The organism is Shewanella sp. SR44-3, from assembly GCF_014163735.1.
GTDB lineage: Bacteria > Pseudomonadota > Gammaproteobacteria > Enterobacterales > Shewanellaceae > Shewanella.
Genome location: NZ_JACJDV010000010.1, coordinates 1 through 16,286 on the forward strand (window position 1 = coordinate 1; position 16,286 = coordinate 16,286).

The 16,286-nt window shown below is 43.9% G+C and carries 17 protein-coding genes and 1 pseudogene; 11 read left to right on the forward strand and 7 right to left on the reverse strand.

Going from position 1 to position 16,286, the window contains the following annotated elements:
* The first annotated feature begins 389 nt into the window (after positions 1 to 389).
* Positions 390 to 611: a hypothetical protein gene (locus H5073_RS07530; RefSeq protein WP_182678713.1), complete on the forward strand. Its 222-nt coding sequence runs from the start codon at positions 390 to 392 to the stop codon at positions 609 to 611.
* 170 nt (positions 612 to 781) lie between these two features.
* Here H5073_RS07530 and H5073_RS07535 read toward each other — a convergent pair whose 3' ends face one another.
* Entirely contained in the window at positions 782 to 2,068 is a 1,287-nt protein-coding gene (locus tag H5073_RS07535; RefSeq protein ID WP_182678517.1) for an HlyC/CorC family transporter, read from the reverse strand.
* 128 nt (positions 2,069 to 2,196) lie between these two features.
* Complete coding sequence (locus tag H5073_RS07540) at positions 2,197 to 2,985, reverse strand: inner membrane protein YpjD (RefSeq protein WP_182678519.1); 789 nt, start codon at positions 2,983 to 2,985, stop codon at positions 2,197 to 2,199.
* A gap of 308 nt (positions 2,986 to 3,293) precedes the next feature.
* Between H5073_RS07540 and ffh the strand changes: the two genes are divergently transcribed.
* From ffh to H5073_RS07580, 8 genes are all read left to right on the forward strand, one after another.
* Complete coding sequence (gene ffh / locus H5073_RS07545) at positions 3,294 to 4,667, forward strand: signal recognition particle protein (RefSeq protein ID WP_182678521.1); 1,374 nt, start codon at positions 3,294 to 3,296, stop codon at positions 4,665 to 4,667.
* 289 nt (positions 4,668 to 4,956) lie between these two features.
* Positions 4,957 to 5,208 (forward strand): 30S ribosomal protein S16, encoded by a 252-nt coding sequence (gene rpsP / locus H5073_RS07550; protein ID WP_011497183.1) that lies wholly within the window; start codon positions 4,957 to 4,959, stop codon positions 5,206 to 5,208.
* Positions 5,209 to 5,228: 20 nt separating this feature from the next.
* The gene (gene rimM, locus H5073_RS07555; RefSeq protein ID WP_182678523.1) at positions 5,229 to 5,759 is read left to right on the forward strand and encodes a ribosome maturation factor RimM; all 531 of its coding nucleotides are present in this window, start codon (positions 5,229 to 5,231) and stop codon (positions 5,757 to 5,759) included.
* A 15-nt stretch (positions 5,760 to 5,774) separates the two neighbouring features.
* Entirely contained in the window at positions 5,775 to 6,521 is a 747-nt protein-coding gene (gene trmD, locus H5073_RS07560) for a tRNA (guanosine(37)-N1)-methyltransferase TrmD (RefSeq protein WP_182678525.1), read from the forward strand.
* Between the two features lie 34 nt (positions 6,522 to 6,555).
* Positions 6,556 to 6,909, forward strand: a complete 354-nt coding sequence (gene rplS, locus H5073_RS07565) for a 50S ribosomal protein L19 (protein ID WP_011497180.1) — start codon at positions 6,556 to 6,558, stop codon at positions 6,907 to 6,909.
* 195 nt (positions 6,910 to 7,104) lie between these two features.
* Positions 7,105 to 8,196, forward strand: a complete 1,092-nt coding sequence (locus tag H5073_RS07570) for a 3-deoxy-7-phosphoheptulonate synthase (RefSeq protein ID WP_182678527.1) — start codon at positions 7,105 to 7,107, stop codon at positions 8,194 to 8,196.
* Positions 8,197 to 8,208: 12 nt separating this feature from the next.
* A complete protein-coding gene (gene tyrA / locus H5073_RS07575) occupies positions 8,209 to 9,351 on the forward strand; it encodes a bifunctional chorismate mutase/prephenate dehydrogenase (RefSeq protein WP_182678529.1) in 1,143 nt (380 codons plus the stop codon).
* Positions 9,352 to 9,472: 121 nt separating this feature from the next.
* Positions 9,473 to 9,808: a hypothetical protein gene (locus H5073_RS07580; protein ID WP_182678532.1), complete on the forward strand. Its 336-nt coding sequence runs from the start codon at positions 9,473 to 9,475 to the stop codon at positions 9,806 to 9,808.
* A gap of 115 nt (positions 9,809 to 9,923) precedes the next feature.
* Here H5073_RS07580 and H5073_RS07585 read toward each other — a convergent pair whose 3' ends face one another.
* Together H5073_RS07585 and hpf are read right to left on the reverse strand one after the other, a co-directional pair.
* Positions 9,924 to 11,912 carry a chorismate mutase gene (locus H5073_RS07585; protein WP_182678534.1) on the reverse strand — a complete coding sequence of 663 codons (1,989 nt, stop codon included), beginning with the start codon at positions 11,910 to 11,912 and terminating at the stop codon, positions 9,924 to 9,926.
* 287 nt (positions 11,913 to 12,199) lie between these two features.
* On the reverse strand, positions 12,200 to 12,553 hold the full coding sequence (gene hpf, locus H5073_RS07590; protein ID WP_182678536.1) for a ribosome hibernation-promoting factor, HPF/YfiA family: 354 nt from the start codon (positions 12,551 to 12,553) through the stop codon (positions 12,200 to 12,202).
* Positions 12,554 to 12,903: 350 nt separating this feature from the next.
* Here hpf and H5073_RS07595 point away from each other — a divergent pair, with 350 nt between their 5' ends.
* Positions 12,904 to 13,578: a cytochrome b/b6 domain-containing protein gene (locus tag H5073_RS07595; protein ID WP_182678538.1), complete on the forward strand. Its 675-nt coding sequence runs from the start codon at positions 12,904 to 12,906 to the stop codon at positions 13,576 to 13,578.
* 69 nt (positions 13,579 to 13,647) lie between these two features.
* Here H5073_RS07595 and H5073_RS07600 read toward each other — a convergent pair whose 3' ends face one another.
* On the reverse strand, positions 13,648 to 14,097 hold the full coding sequence (locus H5073_RS07600) for a cytochrome c (protein WP_182678539.1): 450 nt from the start codon (positions 14,095 to 14,097) through the stop codon (positions 13,648 to 13,650).
* A gap of 269 nt (positions 14,098 to 14,366) precedes the next feature.
* Between H5073_RS07600 and trpR the strand changes: the two genes are divergently transcribed.
* The gene (trpR, locus tag H5073_RS07605) at positions 14,367 to 14,642 is read left to right on the forward strand and encodes a trp operon repressor (protein ID WP_182678541.1); all 276 of its coding nucleotides are present in this window, start codon (positions 14,367 to 14,369) and stop codon (positions 14,640 to 14,642) included.
* A 140-nt stretch (positions 14,643 to 14,782) separates the two neighbouring features.
* On the opposite strand, the gene H5073_RS07610 is transcribed toward trpR, so the two are convergent.
* Both H5073_RS07610 and H5073_RS07615 read right to left on the reverse strand, forming a co-directional pair.
* Positions 14,783 to 15,157: a hypothetical protein gene (locus tag H5073_RS07610; RefSeq protein ID WP_182678543.1), complete on the reverse strand. Its 375-nt coding sequence runs from the start codon at positions 15,155 to 15,157 to the stop codon at positions 14,783 to 14,785.
* A 264-nt stretch (positions 15,158 to 15,421) separates the two neighbouring features.
* Positions 15,422 to 15,898 (reverse strand): annotated as a pseudogene (locus H5073_RS07615) (peptidylprolyl isomerase); the annotation flags it as partial.
* Positions 15,899 to 16,286: the final 388 nt, after the last annotated feature.

Genomic DNA, 16,286 nt, shown 5'->3' on the forward strand with positions numbered 1-16,286 from the left:
AGTAAACCGAGCCACTGTGCCGCTGTTCTGTATGTTTTCATCACCTGCTCCAAATTTATCATTGAGCAGGTATTTTCAAATAGTCAGATCAATGATGCGAGGTGTGGTTCGCTAGACGGTTACGGCGCAGCATCCCTGCTGCCTCATTCAAGAGATAGACTCGAGCTATTTAGTCCAACACCCTCTCATTAGCATCAGTATTACCTTTCTGCTTTTATCAACAGGCATTAATTGAGCTACTCATTGTTAAATTTTGGCTTGAATTCAATCCCGTTTATGTCCAAAAACGAGTTAAATCTGATCGCGGTGGATGCTTATCGATAGCTAAAGTTAGGCTGGTCATCTTTTAAGGTTAACAGATACGCCAATGCTGAAAAGGTGAACCATGAGTGTTTGCGAGACGACCGTCCATCCCATGGCCGCTCTCTGGCATCCATGCCATCACGGCATTCGTGAGTCCTTTCACATCAGACGGGATGTTCGAGCATCCACGGATGGACTTGCTGCGTGTCGTAGAGCGAATGCCATGGCAAGCCTGGATAGATGAATTCGAGCTAACGCTAAGATTTTTAACTCTTGAACAAACAGAACACAGATTAAAAATTCTATAACTCGTTCAGTCTAAAGACGAGTTAATTAGCCGCTAATCTTGATGTTATAGACGTTCATAGAGGCTAAAACAGCGTTGTCGATATGAATATTCCTCATTACAGATTACCAACACAGACCCAATAAAAAAGGCGCTAGGCGCCTTTTTTATTGGGTTAAATAAGCCTAAAGCTTATTCGTCGTTATCGTCTGTGCTGATTGGGGTATGCTTGGTGATAACCCTAACAGACTTAACCATGTTGTCGGCCACTTCGATGACTTCAACAAAATAGCCTGACAGCATTAAGCTGGTGTTGGCGGCTGGGATATCTTCTAAGTGTTCGATGATAAGGCCGTTTAAGGTCTTAGGGCCATCGATGGGGAAGTCCCATTTCATTTCTTTATTGAGATCGCGAATGTTAATCGTCGCATCAATCACATAGCTGCCATCTTGTTGAATATTAATGTCTTCGCTGGCTGTGGTTACCATAGAGGTGGTGAAGTCGCCGACGATTTCTTCAAGAATATCCTCAAGGGTCACTAAGCCCTGAATGTCACCATATTCATCGACCACAAGGCCTATGCGTTCTTTGTTTTGCTGGAAGTTAGTCAGCTGGACATTAAGTGGCGTGCCTTCTGGAATGAAGTACAACTCTTTCACTGCGCGCAATAAGGTGGACTTACTGAATTGTTCTTTAGACTGTAAGCGTAAGGCATCACGTAAGTGAATAAAGCCGACGGCATCGTCTATGGTGTCACGGTAAACCAGCACTCGGGTGTGAGGGCTTTGAACCACTAAACGGTTGATGAGTTTGAAGTCATCGTTGACGTTAATGGCGTAAATGTCTGAGCGTGAGATCATGATGTCTTCGACTGTCACTTTTTCAAGGTCGAGGATCGACAGCAGCATCTCTTGGTGGCGCTGGGGAATAAGCGCGCCCGCTTCATGTACTACAGTACGTAATTCTTCTTGGCTCAATGCATCATCGGAGCGAACATTTTTAATCCCCATAAGGCGCAAGAAGCCTGTGGTGATTAAATTGATGATTTTGACCAGAGGCGATAACAAGATCAATAACCAACCTAGCAAGATGCTGGACGGGAAAGCAATGCGTTCAGGATGCAGCGCAGCAAAGGTTTTTGGGGTCACTTCGGCAAACACTAGCACCACGAGAGTGAGCACACCAGTGGCGATAGCCACACCCATATCGCCAAACAAGCGCATGCCGATGATGGTCGCTATGGCGGAGGCCAAGATGTTGACTAGGTTGTTACCGATAAGAATAAGGCCAATCAATCTGTCAGGACGGTCAAGCAGTTTGAGTGCCCGAATAGCACCTTTGTGCCCAGTGGCAGCAAGGTGGCGGATCCGATAGCGGTTGAGTGACATCATCGCGGTTTCTGAACCAGAAAAATAAGCTGACATCAGAATTAATGCGAATAAGAAAAGAAGGAGTGCGCTGGTAGATATAGCGTCCAAAAAGGGGCTCCATTGTTAAGGTGGAGGTCAGTTAGTTGACCTAAACGTAATTTTCAAGCGGACATTATTAATGACTGAGGCGTAGAGTCAAGCAGGATTAGTGAACTATCCGAAAGTAAATTAAATGTTTACTTTAAAATCAGTTCCTTAACAACTCTTGCACCGAAATAACCTATGGTCAATAATCCGGCCCCAGACAGGGTATAAAGCACTGCGGTGCGAATTTTACAGCCCAAGGTGTAATGTTGCCATAGCATAGTGGCATAGACTGACCAAGCTAATAGAGACAGTATAGCTTTATGGCCTTTGCCGTCGGCAAACATGTCTTCAAGGAAGATAAATCCTGTGATTAAAGATAAACTTAGCAGGCTCATGCCTATTATGACTAAGTGGTAAAGCTGTTTCTCAACTGTCATCAGTGGTGGTAAGGCTGAGCTGATGACTAATTGCTTGGATTTAAGTTTTTGCTGAATAAACCACAATTGGATGGCGTATAAGGCGGCAATCATCAAGGCACTGTAGGCCATGAGTGATAGCACCACATGACCTAATATCTCCGGATAAAGTTCAAAATGAATAATGTACTGAGGTGGTAGCAACCACAATAATGCGACAGAGATAATGGAGCAGGCGTACACCACAGGCACCACTATGATGACTTTTAGCCGCAGTAGCAGCACAGTAAAGGTAAAGGCAATAATCCAATTAACCAATGAAATCACGTTTGTCAGACTGAAATTTTGCCCATCTGTGGTAAAAATGGCTTGGGATAGCGATAACGCGTGAAATAGCACGGCGACCGCAGCAATGCCTGCGACGATAGGGCGATTAGGACCGCTGATATGAAACAAGCGACTGGTAACTAAAATAAGTGCTGCACAGTAAAAAAACATCGCTACTGCAGGAAAAATAACCATCTGATTTTAAGCCTATCGGTAATGTAATTTAAGGGGTCAACTAACGCCTACTTGCAACTTATCTCACAGGGTAGCATGAGTCAGCAAGGCTTTGACTGTGACCAGTAACACAAAATTTAACAGTATCTTAGCCTAAGCTCCAAGCTTATTTACTAAGTTTTTAAGCTAAGCCACTACTCTGAGGTGGTTTGAATGCTGCTAATCACCAAGATTTGCCCCCAGCTTACTGTGCCGGAAACTCGCTTATTAAACCTATATGAGTATAATGAGCGGCAATTATTGATACGCTTAAGGTAAAGAGCTGAGCAATGTTTGAGAATCTAACCGACAGACTGTCGCGGACCCTAAAGAATATTAGTGGTCGTGGTCGCTTAACTGACGACAACATTAAAGAAACCCTACGAGAAGTGCGTATGGCGCTGCTCGAGGCTGACGTTGCTCTGCCAGTTGTCAGAGAATTCGTTAATAGCGTAAAAGAACGCGCTGTTGGCCAAGAAGTATCAAAAAGCTTAAGCCCAGGGCAAGCGTTCATTAAAATCGTCCAAAATGAGCTTGAAAAAGCCATGGGTGAAGCCAATGAGGCCCTAGATTTAGCCGCCGTGCCACCTGCTGTGATCATGATGGCGGGCCTGCAAGGTGCGGGTAAAACTACCTCGGTGGCCAAATTGGGTAAATTGCTGCGCACTCGCCATAAAAAGTCTGTGCTTGTGGTCAGTGCCGACGTTTACCGTCCTGCGGCAATTAAACAGCTCGAAACCCTAGCTGCAGAAGTAGACGTAGAATTTTTCCCATCGGATGTTAGCCAGAAGCCGGTTGATATCGCCAAGGCTGCCATTGCTCACGCTAAGCTAAAGTTCATTGATGTAGTGATTGTTGATACCGCAGGTCGCCTGCATGTCGATGAAGCCATGATGGATGAAATCAAGCAGCTACACGCCACTATTAATCCGGTTGAGACCTTATTTGTGGTCGATGCCATGACAGGTCAAGATGCGGCCAATACGGCTAAAGCCTTCAACGAAGCCTTGCCTTTAACCGGCGTTATCTTAACTAAGGTTGACGGCGATGCTCGCGGCGGCGCGGCGTTATCTATCCGTAATATTACTGGCAAGCCGATTAAGTTCTTAGGTGTGGGCGAAAAGACTGATGCCCTAGAGCCATTCCACCCTGATCGCATCGCATCACGCATTTTGGGTATGGGGGATGTGCTGTCACTGATAGAAGAAGTGGAGCGCGGTGTCGATAAAGACAAAGCGATGAAGCTGGCCTCTAAGGTGAAGTCTGGCGGTAGTTTCGATTTAGAAGATTTCCGTGAGCAGCTGCAGCAAATGAAAAACATGGGCGGCATGATGAACATGATTGAAAAGCTGCCTGGTGTTGGCCAGTTGCCTCCAGAAGCCTTAGCCCAAGTGCAAGATGGCAAGATGACAGGTCAAATGGAAGCCATTATTAACTCCATGACAGCCAAAGAGCGTAAAAACCCAGATTTAATCAAAGGCTCACGTAAACGCCGTATCGCGTTAGGTTCTGGCACGCAAATTCAAGATGTGAATCGTCTACTTAAGCAGTTTACCCAGATGCAAAAGATGATGAAAAAGATGTCGGCCAAAGGCGGCATGAAAAAGATGATGCGCGGCATGAGCGGCATGATGCCACCAGGAATGAAATTCCCAGGGCGTTAATCTGATTGAGGTTAATCTTATTGAGTGAGCAAGCTCGATAAGGCAGTTTTAAGGCTAGTGTGTAGCAAGTAGAGTGACTTAAGTTACACATTCGCTTGATAATTTTCGTCGGTAAACTGAACCTGACATCAAGGAACGACTCAAGTCTTAGGTGTAAAAATCGCCGGATTTGGTTGCATTCGTTGAAAAGTCAGGTAAAATCTTCCGGCTTTCTTTCTGGAACTCTTCGCGAACACGGAGTTCCAGTTTTTATTTTTGCTTCAAGCAAATCATTAGAGGAATAAAACGCATGGTTACCATTCGTTTAGCTCGTGGCGGCGCAAAAAAGCGTCCATTTTACAATATCGTTGTTGCTGATAGCCGCAATGCTCGTGACGGTCGTTTCATCGAACGTGTTGGTTTTTTCAATCCATTGGCTCGTGGCCAAGAAGAAACTTTACGTTTAGATCTTGATCGTGTTGAGCATTGGGTTGCTACTGGCGCTGCAACATCTGACCGTGTTGCAAAGCTTATCAAAGACGCGCGTAAAGCTACTGCTTAATTGCGTAAAGGTATAGATAGATGAGCGATAACCAACAGCCAGTCGTACTGGGTAAATTAGGCTCCAGTCATGGCATTAAAGGTTGGCTTAAAATCACTGCCTATACCGATTCTGTTGAAGGCATCTTCGATTACGTGCCTTGGTTGATAAAAGATCAAGGCGTGTGGCGTGAAGTTAAGGTCACCCAGTGGCGTTTTCAAGGTAAGGCTGTCGTGGCTGAACTTGAAGGCGTAACCACCAGAGAACAGGCGCAAATGCTCACAAATTGTGAAATTGCGATCCTGCCTGAACAAATGAAAGAGCTCGATGATAATGATTTTTATCATAGAGATCTTATCAATTGTGAAGTGACCAATATAAACGGCTATCACTTAGGTATTGTCGATCAGATCGTGGAAACAGGATCGAACGACGTACTGCTGGTTAAAGCTAACGCCAAAGATGCATTTGGCAAAGTGGAACGTATGATCCCCTTTGTCACCGAGCAATTCATTAAACAGGTGGACTTGCAAGGTAAACAGATTGTTGTGGATTGGGATCCTGACTTCTAAGTCGAGGTACTGCATATGTGGTTAGGGGTAATAACCCTGTTTCCAGAGATGTTTCGTGCCGTTACAGACTTTGGTGTTACGGGTCGCGCCGTGAAAAGCGGCCTGCTTGAGTTGCACACCTGGAATCCTCGTGATTTCACCCATGATAGACACAGTACTGTGGATGACCGCCCTTATGGTGGTGGCCCGGGAATGTTAATGATGGTGCAACCCTTGCGTGATGCTATCCATGCAGCCAAAGCGGCTGCAGGTGATGGTGCGAAGGTGATTTATCTGTCTCCTCAGGGGCGCAAGCTGGATCAGCGTGGCGTAACTGAGTTGGCTAAATCAGACAGTTTGATTTTAGTGTGCGGTCGATACGAAGGTGTTGATGAGCGCATTATCCAAACTGAAGTGGATGAAGAATGGTCTATTGGTGATTACGTGCTTTCGGGCGGCGAGTTACCGGCAATGACCTTAATCGATTCAGTGGCTCGCTTAGTACCTGGTGTACTGGGCAAGCAAGCATCGGCAGAGCAAGATTCTTTCTCTGAAGGTTTACTGGATTGTCCTCATTACACTCGCCCAGAACAATTGGATGGTATGGACGTACCGGCAGTCTTATTAAGCGGCGACCACGAAAAAATTAGACTCTGGCGTTTACAGCAAAGTATCGGAAGAACTTTTTTGAGACGACCAGAATTATTTGAAAATCTAGCTCTGACTGACGAACAAACGACTTTATTAGCGCAGTTCGTAAATGATACGGACAAGTCCGCATAGTCAACGCTCAGTTAATTCTAGAATGGAGTAAGTTATGAACAACATCATTAAAATGCTCAACGATGAGCAAATGAAGACAGACGTACCTGATTTTGGTGCTGGTGATACAGTAGTAGTTCAAGTACGCGTTAAAGAAGGTGAGAAAGAGCGTCTTCAGGCGTTTGAAGGTTTGGTTATCGCTAAGCGTAACCGTGGCCTGCACTCAGCTTTCACAGTACGTAAAATCTCTAATGGCGAAGGTGTTGAGCGTGCTTTCCAAACACACAGCCCTTTGATTGCAAGCATCGAAGTTAAGCGTCGTGGCCGTGTTCGTCGTGCCAAGCTGTACTACTTACGTGAGCGTTCAGGTAAATCTGCACGTATTCGTGAGAAGTTGGGAACTAAGTAATAGTTACCACTACAGATTAAAAGATGCAGTGTTCGCACAACAACCCGCCGAAAGGCGGGTTTTTGTTTGTGGGGAGAAAATAATCAAACAAGTGTTGATCTTATCTCATGATGCAGGCATAGTTAGCTCCTGAGTGTAATGGTGTATCATTACAAAAATACAGTTAAGTTTATTAGCCTTTAAGTGAGCCAAGTCATGCAACAAGATACTATCAATAACGTTCATATCAGTGCCGAGCAAGTGTTGACCACGCCATTGCAGTTGAAGCAAGAATTGCCGTTATCTGAGCATGGCTATCGCTATATTCTTGATGCTCGTCAGACGGTGGCTAACATAGTCCATAAGCAAGACAGTCGGGTGCTGGTTATCGCAGGTCCTTGCTCTATCCACGACATTAAAGCGGCAAAAGAATACGCCCTAAAGCTTAAAAAACTCCACGATGAGCTTAAGGATGAATTTTACATTCTAATGCGGGTCTATTTCGAAAAACCTCGCACCACAGTGGGCTGGAAGGGCTTAATTAACGATCCTGATATGGATGAGTCATTCGATGTAGAAAAAGGCCTAAGAATGGCTCGTGAGTTGATGATTTGGCTTGCTGAACTTGAACTGCCTGTGGCAACGGAAGCACTTGATCCAATCAGTCCGCAGTACTTGTCTGAGTTAGTCACTTGGTCAGCTATCGGCGCCCGTACCACTGAATCTCAAACCCACAGAGAGATGGCGTCTGGGCTTTCAATGCCTGTAGGCTTTAAAAATGGCACTGATGGTAAGCTTGATGTGGCCATTAATGCGTTAAAGTCAGCAGCCAGTAGCCACAGATTCATGGGCATTAATCAAGAAGGTCAAGTGTCATTACTTCAAACTAATGGCAATCCTGATGGCCACATTATTCTGCGCGGCGGCTTAACTCCGAATTACGATGCGGCGAGTGTGGCTGAATGCGAAACACAAATTCATAAGGCAAATTTAGCTGCGCGATTGGTTGTTGATTGTAGCCATGGCAACTCGTCAAAAGATCACTTAAGGCAACAAACAGTATGTTACGATGTGTTTGAACAAATTCGCAATGGAAATCAATCGATTATTGGAGTAATGCTGGAGAGTCATTTACACCAAGGCAACCAAAGTAGTGATCAGCCATTAGCAGAACTTAAGTATGGCGTATCGGTTACAGATGCTTGCATTGATTGGCAAACCACAGAGGTTATCCTACGCCAAGGCGCGCATCAATTCAGTGGTTTACTACCAAGTCGCTTTAATGTTAAACAGGCGGTAAATAGCTAAATGGAACAACCCATGAATGAGAAAACCACTGCAGATCTTGAGCACTTAAGAGATCTCATCGATGGCGTAGATCAGCAATTACTGTTGCTACTGCGCAAGCGCTTAGATTTGGTGGCACAAGTGGGCGCGGTAAAACATGGCGCAGGGGTGCCTATTTATGCGCCGCAGCGTGAAGCATCGATGCTGGCTAAGCGCCGAGACGAAGCCACAAAGCTTGGGGTATCGCCGCAATTGATTGAAGATGTGCTGCGCCGATTAATGCGTGAATCTTACTTGAATGAAAAAGATGTCGGCTTTAAGCAAGTTAAACCTGATATTGGCCATATTGTCATCGTGGGCGGTGCCGGTAAGTTAGGAACACTGTTTGCTCAGATGCTCAGCCTTTCAGGTTATCAGGTAAAAAGCTTAGATAAAGATGACTGGCAGCAAGCTAAAGCATTGTTTTTTGGTGCGGCTATGGTGATAGTGACAGTACCTATTCGTTCGACTTGCGAGCTAATTCGTCGTGAATTAACCCAGTTGCCTGAGCAATGCATTCTTACGGACTTAACATCGGTAAAAGCTGAGCCACTTAAGGCCATGCTTGATGCTCACAAGGGACCCGTTCTTGGGCTGCATCCCATGTTTGGCCCTGATGTCGGTAGCTTTGCTAAACAAGTCGTGGTTGTCTGCCACGGGCGCCAACAGAAAAAATATCAATGGTTTTTAGATCAGATTTTGATTTGGGGCGCACGAATTGAAGTGACGGAAGCTAAAAAACACGATGATGCTATGCAGTTGGTTCAAGGAATGCGGCATTTCTCCAGCTTTGTTTATGGATTGAATTTATTTAAAAATAATGCCGATATTGCTAATCTACTGCGCTTTAGCTCACCGATTTATCGACTCGAACTTGCCATGGTGGGGCGTTTGTTTGCTCAAGACCCAGGGCTTTATGCCGATATCATATTAGCCCAGCCTGGAAATGTTCAGGTAATGAGTGATTATTTAGATCATTATCAAGAGGCGTTAGCTGTGTTAAAACGCGGTGACAGAGATGAGTTTATTCGGCAGTTTAGCCAAATATCTGACTGGTTTGGTGAGTATGCACCGGCTTTTGCTCGAGAGAGTAAAATGATGCTACAGTCAGTTAACGACATGAAACCAAGCGAGTAGAATTACGTGTAATTCAATGCTTTTGCCATTGCGTTATTGGGGTTCACGGCTTATGGTTAAATCATCAGCAAAAAGTGATTTAGTGAGTAAATGTCAGTGAGTCAATTAATTAGGGGGTCTTATGTCTGCAAGTAACGCTGACGTGTATTTGACAGAGGATGTCACCCTTGCGCATTTTTTATATGGGTTAATGAGTGCGTTTCCGCTATTTTTTATGCCTGTGATGCTGAGTCTTTGGCTTAATATGAGTCAAAAGCACATCCCAGAGGCTTCGCTTTTGTCAGCACATTTAAACTGGCAGAAACACAGTATTGTTGGCGTCTTGCCGTTACTGCTTTTAGGCTACTTAGCGCCAGTGCTTTGGTTAAGTCTACTCTTGTATACTGTGGGAATTAGTTGGTTCTGCTACCGTATTTTTAAGGGCTGGTTAAGCTTGCATGATGGGATCGCGCCTTAGCGGTGCTGTGCATACAAAAAAGCCGAACTTAGTTCGGCTTTTTATTGCGCTAATTGTAACTATTGCAACCATCAGTCTTACTAGCTATCGCCTATAAGCGAGTCGCCTTATGAGGTTAGCTATAGAGAGTATGCAGCCAGCTGTGATACGAGCCCAGGCTTTCAATATCCTTAAAAGGCAGCACTATGCCATTACCTTGTAGCTGTTTCACCGCTTGTGCTTGGGTGGCTAACATAGCAGTATCGACGCTGTGACTTGGGTTGATAATGATAGGCAAGTGGCTGCGGCCTTTAATTTCAACTAATGCCGCCAGATCTAAGGCGAGCCTTTTAGGTTGCGCTGGATTGCTTATCCCTGAATCACACAAGATTAATTGTTTATTTCCGCCACTTAACAGAGTATCTGCGGCGCGAAGCCAATCATTGATATTGGCGAGGGGATGACGCTCTAAGATAACAGGGCTGGTTAGTGTGCCCAGTTTTGTCAATAGTGACTGGTTATACATTTGTGAGCCGCTTAGCAGCAATAAATCAGCGGTTTGAGTCAAGGCGTCGATATCAGCGCTATCATCTAAGGTCAAAATACAAATGAGTCCTGCTTGGCGTAATGTCTGGCTATAGTACGCGAGCTTATTGTTCTTTATTTGTCCCCCAAGGATCACCCCTTGAAAGCCTGTTTCTTTGATGGCTTTAATCTTATGTTCAAATTCATTGTACTCAAAGCTTGCAGCCCCTTCTTGAGCCTTTGACATATCACTAGACTTTGACAAATCCATATAGGCAAAAGAGACTAAGGCGTTAGCGCCAATCATTATTTCTTGGCAGCTGACTTGGCTGTCTTGGGATTTATGATTGCGAGAATGAGGCTGAGCTTGTACTGCCAACGTCGACTCAGGAACAGGATTTACATGAACGCTTTCAGGTGCGAGGATCAGCTGCTCTTGGCTTAATTGGGTCGGTTTGACTGTCTCACAGGGATAACAGCCTAATACCTTTATAAAGCGAGTTAAGCGCGATAACTCCAATAAGGCATCTTGCATCATGGGGTTAGCAATATTGGCATCAACATCAAGGTAGAACATCTCTTCCCAAGGCGTGCCGGGTATTGGCCGTGACTCAAGTTTAGACATGTTTAGATTATGCTTTCTTAGGGCTAATAAAGCTTCCACTAAGGCTCCAGGCTTCTGTCCCGTCGCCATAATCAAGGTGGTCTTTGCCGGTAATTGTGATGGCACATCTACGGCTTTACGGGCGACAACAATAAAGCGGCTTTGGTTAATTTTTTGGTTAGCAAGTCCCTTTTCAAGGGCATGTAATTGGTACAGGGCGCCACCCTCAGCACTGCCTATGGCAGCGACACTATTATCAGCCGCTTGGATAACTTTTGCCATCGCTTCGGCGCTACTGGCGCAGTACTCCAGTTTAAACTCTGGATGCTGGCTTAGGTACTTGCTGCACTGGCTGATGGGTTGAGGGTGTGCGTATACGGTTTTTATCTCGTTAAGTGCAGCATCAGCTTTGGTGAGTAAGCAGTGGCCCACTTCTATGGTCGTTTCGCCAACAATAGATAAACTGGTGTGTTGCAAGACGTCGTAGACTTCATTGATGGAGCCTGAAGAGGTGTTCTCAATCGGCAAGAAGCCATAATCTGCATGACCAGATTCTACCGACTGGATAATTTCATCGAAACTTTGGCAGCCTAAATCAAGCATATTCACTTGTCTTCGCTGACAATAGCGGGATGCGGCTAAGAAAGAGTAAGAACCTTTGGCGCCAAGGTAGGCCACCGCATATTGCTGTTTTTGGGTATCAGGGTTCGCACGACCATGTAGGTAAGCTTGCTGGTTAAGCACTGAGTCTTCAATGATCCCTTGATAAAGCGATACCACAAAGTGTGCATCTAGTCCTTGTTCTCTGCCTTTTTGCACTAGCCTTGCCAGCAACTCTTTTTCTCTTTGAGTGTCTCTTATCGGGCGTATATCAACTTCTTTGCTACGGGCGACATCTAAGCTGAGATTTCTGCGTTTAGCCAATAGCGTTAACAGTTCATTATCTAGTGCTGTTATTTGTTCTCTGGTGCTATCGAGTGTCGGTGGTGTGGTCATAAATACGTATTCCGCTTAAAGTGTTCAATGGATTAACGCTTAGCAACAAAAAAGCCTCCGTTGGGAGGCTTAGGTATTTTCATTTTTGCTTTCACACAGAAAAACCGCCTCCTAGGTGGGCTGAATAAAAAACACTGTGAAAGTAAAATGTGATGTCGTTTTCATAGCTTAAAACTAAAGCGCCAAGGCTTAGGTGTCAATACAATTCTGCTCAAGATGCAGAGCTTGTCGTTGGTTGAATGAAAAAGCGCGCCTATGAGGCGCGCTGTGGTTAGATGTTAAACATTTCAAGCTGCGTTTTCCTCCTTATAGTCATACTCAAAGTCATCTTGGGTCTCAATATTGAGGTCACCATGGCGTTGAGCTTGGGGTTTATGAGTTAGGCGATTGAGCTGTTTTTCCAGCTTTTGCCCCATTGCAGTAATTGCTGCATACAGGTTTTCACTTTTCGCCTGAGCAAATAACTCTCCAGTGGGTAAGCCTACAGAAGCTTCTATTTTAAAAAGCTGTTTTTCTTGGGTAATAATGATATGCGGGTTAATGAGATGAAGATCATGTCTGGATAGCTTTTCTAAGCGATTTTCAATACGTTCACGAATAAGGGCTGTGACTTCAAGTTGTTTGCTTGTGATTTTCAGCATATTTTAGAACCTTCTGTTATGTGCTTAACTTCAGGTTAGCAAGGTTTACCAGAAAAAGCGTGATCTACATCACGCTTTGTTGGCTTTGCAGGTGTGACTGCTGAAAATATGATCGTTTAGACAAAAATGCTAAAAAGTGCGGTTTATTTGCTTGAATCAGAAAAATAATCGGCGCATATTGGCTGGGATAAGATTTAGTCCATTTATCCATTCTGGCATTTATGGTCAAACAATCCTCCAATTTATTTTTATTTTTCTGACTTTTAATTACCTCACTCGCAGTACACTGACAGCTTCAGTATTTTTAGTTAAAATATGTCTTAATCAAGTTAGGTATTGGGTGAGGTGCTATGAGTGCGACAGCGGTAAAAGTTAAAGTATGGGATATATCAACGCGCCTTTTTCACTGGTTATTACTCTTGTTGTTTGCCGGACTGTGGCTGACGGCAGAACAAGGCGAGATGCAGTGGCATCAAGTTTTGGCGTATTGCTTGCTGATCCTGATTATTTTTCGTCTGCTTTGGGGCTTTATTGGCAGTGATACGGCAAGATTTACCGCTTTTGTTGTGCCGCCATCCAAGGCATTAGCGTATTTGACCGCTAATCCTAAACCGCGAAGTTTAGGCCATAATCCATTAGGTGGTTATATGGTGCTGCTTATGTTGGGGTTATTACTTATCCAGTTGGTGAGTGGATTATTCTCAACCGATGAGGTTTTTACTGAAGGCCCATTATTTAGCTTAGTGGATGAGTCGGTGGCGCTAGGTTTAACTTGGTTGCATAAAACTAATTTTAACATACTGCTTGTTTGTGCAGCTGTGCATGTATTGGCGGTATTTATTTACTGGTTTAACGGTGAAAATCTTATTAAACCTATGCTAACAGGTTACAAAGAGCTCAGTGAGCAACTTACGTCAAGCAATATCCCTAAAATGAAATCGACCCTGATGGCGCTAATTCTATTAGCGGTGCTGGCGTTGCCTGTGTGGTTTTATTTACTAAAGCCAGTGCTGGATTACATCTAGCAGGCTTAGGGTATTATTAGGGAGAAGGCTGTTAGGCGATGGGCGAACCATCGCCTAATTTAAGATTAGTTAGTCTTTTTTATAAACATCATGGCAGCCTTTACAGCTCTTTCCTGTTTCCATAAAGGCTTGCTTCATTTTATTCTTATCACCACTTTGAGCGGCTTGAGCCAATAATGCAGCATTATTTTCAAATGTTGACATTTTTTCATCGAAATCGGCTTTATCTTGCCAAATCTTGGCCGCAGCATCTGTTTTACCTTGATCTGAACCTGGAATAAAACCTTCGTGTGGTAGCTTTGCTAAAGCTGCAACATTGGCTGCACGGCTAGCAAACACTTCTTGGTTAAACTCTTTTTTACCTTTTAACATGGCGCTCATGTCACCAAATTGGTAAGAAATTAATCCGAAAGCTGATTGGCGGTAGTTAATCGCGTCATTGGCATCATCGAAGTTGTTAGCTTGAGCGATTGGGGCTAATAAGCTGGCACTTAACAGTGCGATTGAGAACTTGTTCATTGCTACTCTCTTATAAATTATTTAGGGGTGGATTATGATTATTGTGACTTACTTGATTCATATTATCCTGTTTCAATTATTTTTTTGAACAAATTTTTGTTTCAGTTTGTGCAAGATTAACAATACCGAACATAAAGGGTTTTATGTCTTGGAAAGACAAGCTGACATAGCTACGCCATACAAGAGAATTGCATCTGGGTATTGGCTGTCAGTTTTCAGTATCTCTTGATACAATCTGTACTGCCATGGCATGACAAATAAGGAATAAAATGCGCGCTGGATGGGAACTCGTTATTGATAAAGTGCTGACACACAGTAATCAGGTTGAACTCTCGACCTTATTTAGCTTACTGCTAACAGAAGAGGAGCGTAGTGCGGTTGCGGGTCGTCTTAAAGTCTTTCAGTTATTGCTAGAGGGGGAGTTGAGTCAGCGGCAGATAGCTGCCGAATTTGAGATCAGCATAGCGACCATCACCCGTTGTTCAAATTATCTTAAACATATGACTACAGAAGAAAAGCGTAAGGTCAGAGAATTGATCCTTTAGTGAATTAGGTTTCAGCTAGCCTATCTGGGAGTTAGGAGTCATTGTTAACTATGGATTAGGGTCAGTATTTCAGCATTTGAATACAAAAAATCAAGCTGTTTTTACAGCTCGATTTTGGTTGGTGACTTTTCGCTTTTCACTTAAAAACTTGATGCTGGCACTCTGTGGTTACGATAACTTGCTCGGCGCATTAGGATATATAAACCGTAGGTAAGCAAGCAAATGGCGATCAACACGCTTGAGTCTCTGGGGACTAAGCGGTATAAGATGCCTGCTGCCAAAATACAAAGAAAGGGTAAATAGTTGTAGAGCGTTTGCGGCATTATGCCTTGTTTACGCTTTCGCTTAAGATCTGTGCGTCTGTTGTTAGAACGTAAGATATAAATTCTTGCGCCAAGTATATATATCAATATTGCTGCAGCAATCGCATATTTTGGCTCTAGATAAAGTAAGCTCAAGCCGCCTATAGCCATATAAGTGAAGGGCAAGAGTTCGTAGATAGGTTTAATTAACATAAGCACTCCGTCGCTCGCTATTAATTGTTATTGTATTTGGGGGCAAAGCGCATTATGGGACTGGTGTAACTATCCTTTATTGGTCAAAACCAAGTAATGCGGCTCAATCGTGTTGCTGTGCATTAAGTGCTAACCTAGTGCACATAACTTCACCAACTATAGCTCAAAAAAATGGGTTTTGCCCATAATATGCGCAAAACCCATTATCATTACCACTTTCGGCTTAAGCTATTTGCTTATGCCCTGCGGCAGCAATTATTAGTGACCACAACCACCAGCAGCATGAACATGGCCATGGGCCAGTTCTTCTTCAGTCGCTTCACGCACTTCTATTACTTCAATGCTGAAATTCAGTGCTTGGCCTGCTAAAGGGTGGTTGCCATCGACAACGACAACATCATCCTTTACTTCTATTACTTGTACTGGGCGTTGACCCATTTCAGTCTCGGCAATAAAACGCATTCCAGGTACGATATCTTCAACATCACCGAAGGCATCAATTGGAACCTCTTGCTTAAGGCCATCATGGTATAAACCATAAGCTTGCTCAGCAGGAATGTTAGCTTCAAGCTTATCACCAACGATTTTGTCTTCGAGTTCTGCTTCAAGACCTGGGATCAAGTTGCCAGTGCCATGAAGGTAGACCATAGGCTCGCCTTCGAATGAACTTTCAATTAATAGACCTTGCTGGTCTGACAGGCGGTAATGGATTGTAACAGCCGCGTGCTTAGTGATTTTCATATTAACTCCGCTTCGAAATGTGCAGGCATGATACCTTTCTTTTTAACGTCATGCGAGATTCCACTGGGCATTTTGTTTAATCAATAATGCTAATTGCAGCATGAATAGCAGACCTTAAAAGTGTATTTATGCGAAGTTAAAGCAAGATCTTGAGTATAATTCACATTAGCTTCACTTTTATATTGCCTTAGACTTTGGTTTTTGTTTAATTTATTGATTTATAGTGCTATTTTTTAAGTGTCACTTATTTTGTTACGTTGACGTAAAGGTTCGCTTTGGGACTGTTTAGTCAAAACGAGCCCGCTAAAGCGCTAGTTTTAGCCATTTCGAGGTGTTTTGTTTCACTTCTATCTTTAAAGCCTAAAAAATAATCTTGTTTGCCTCTTGA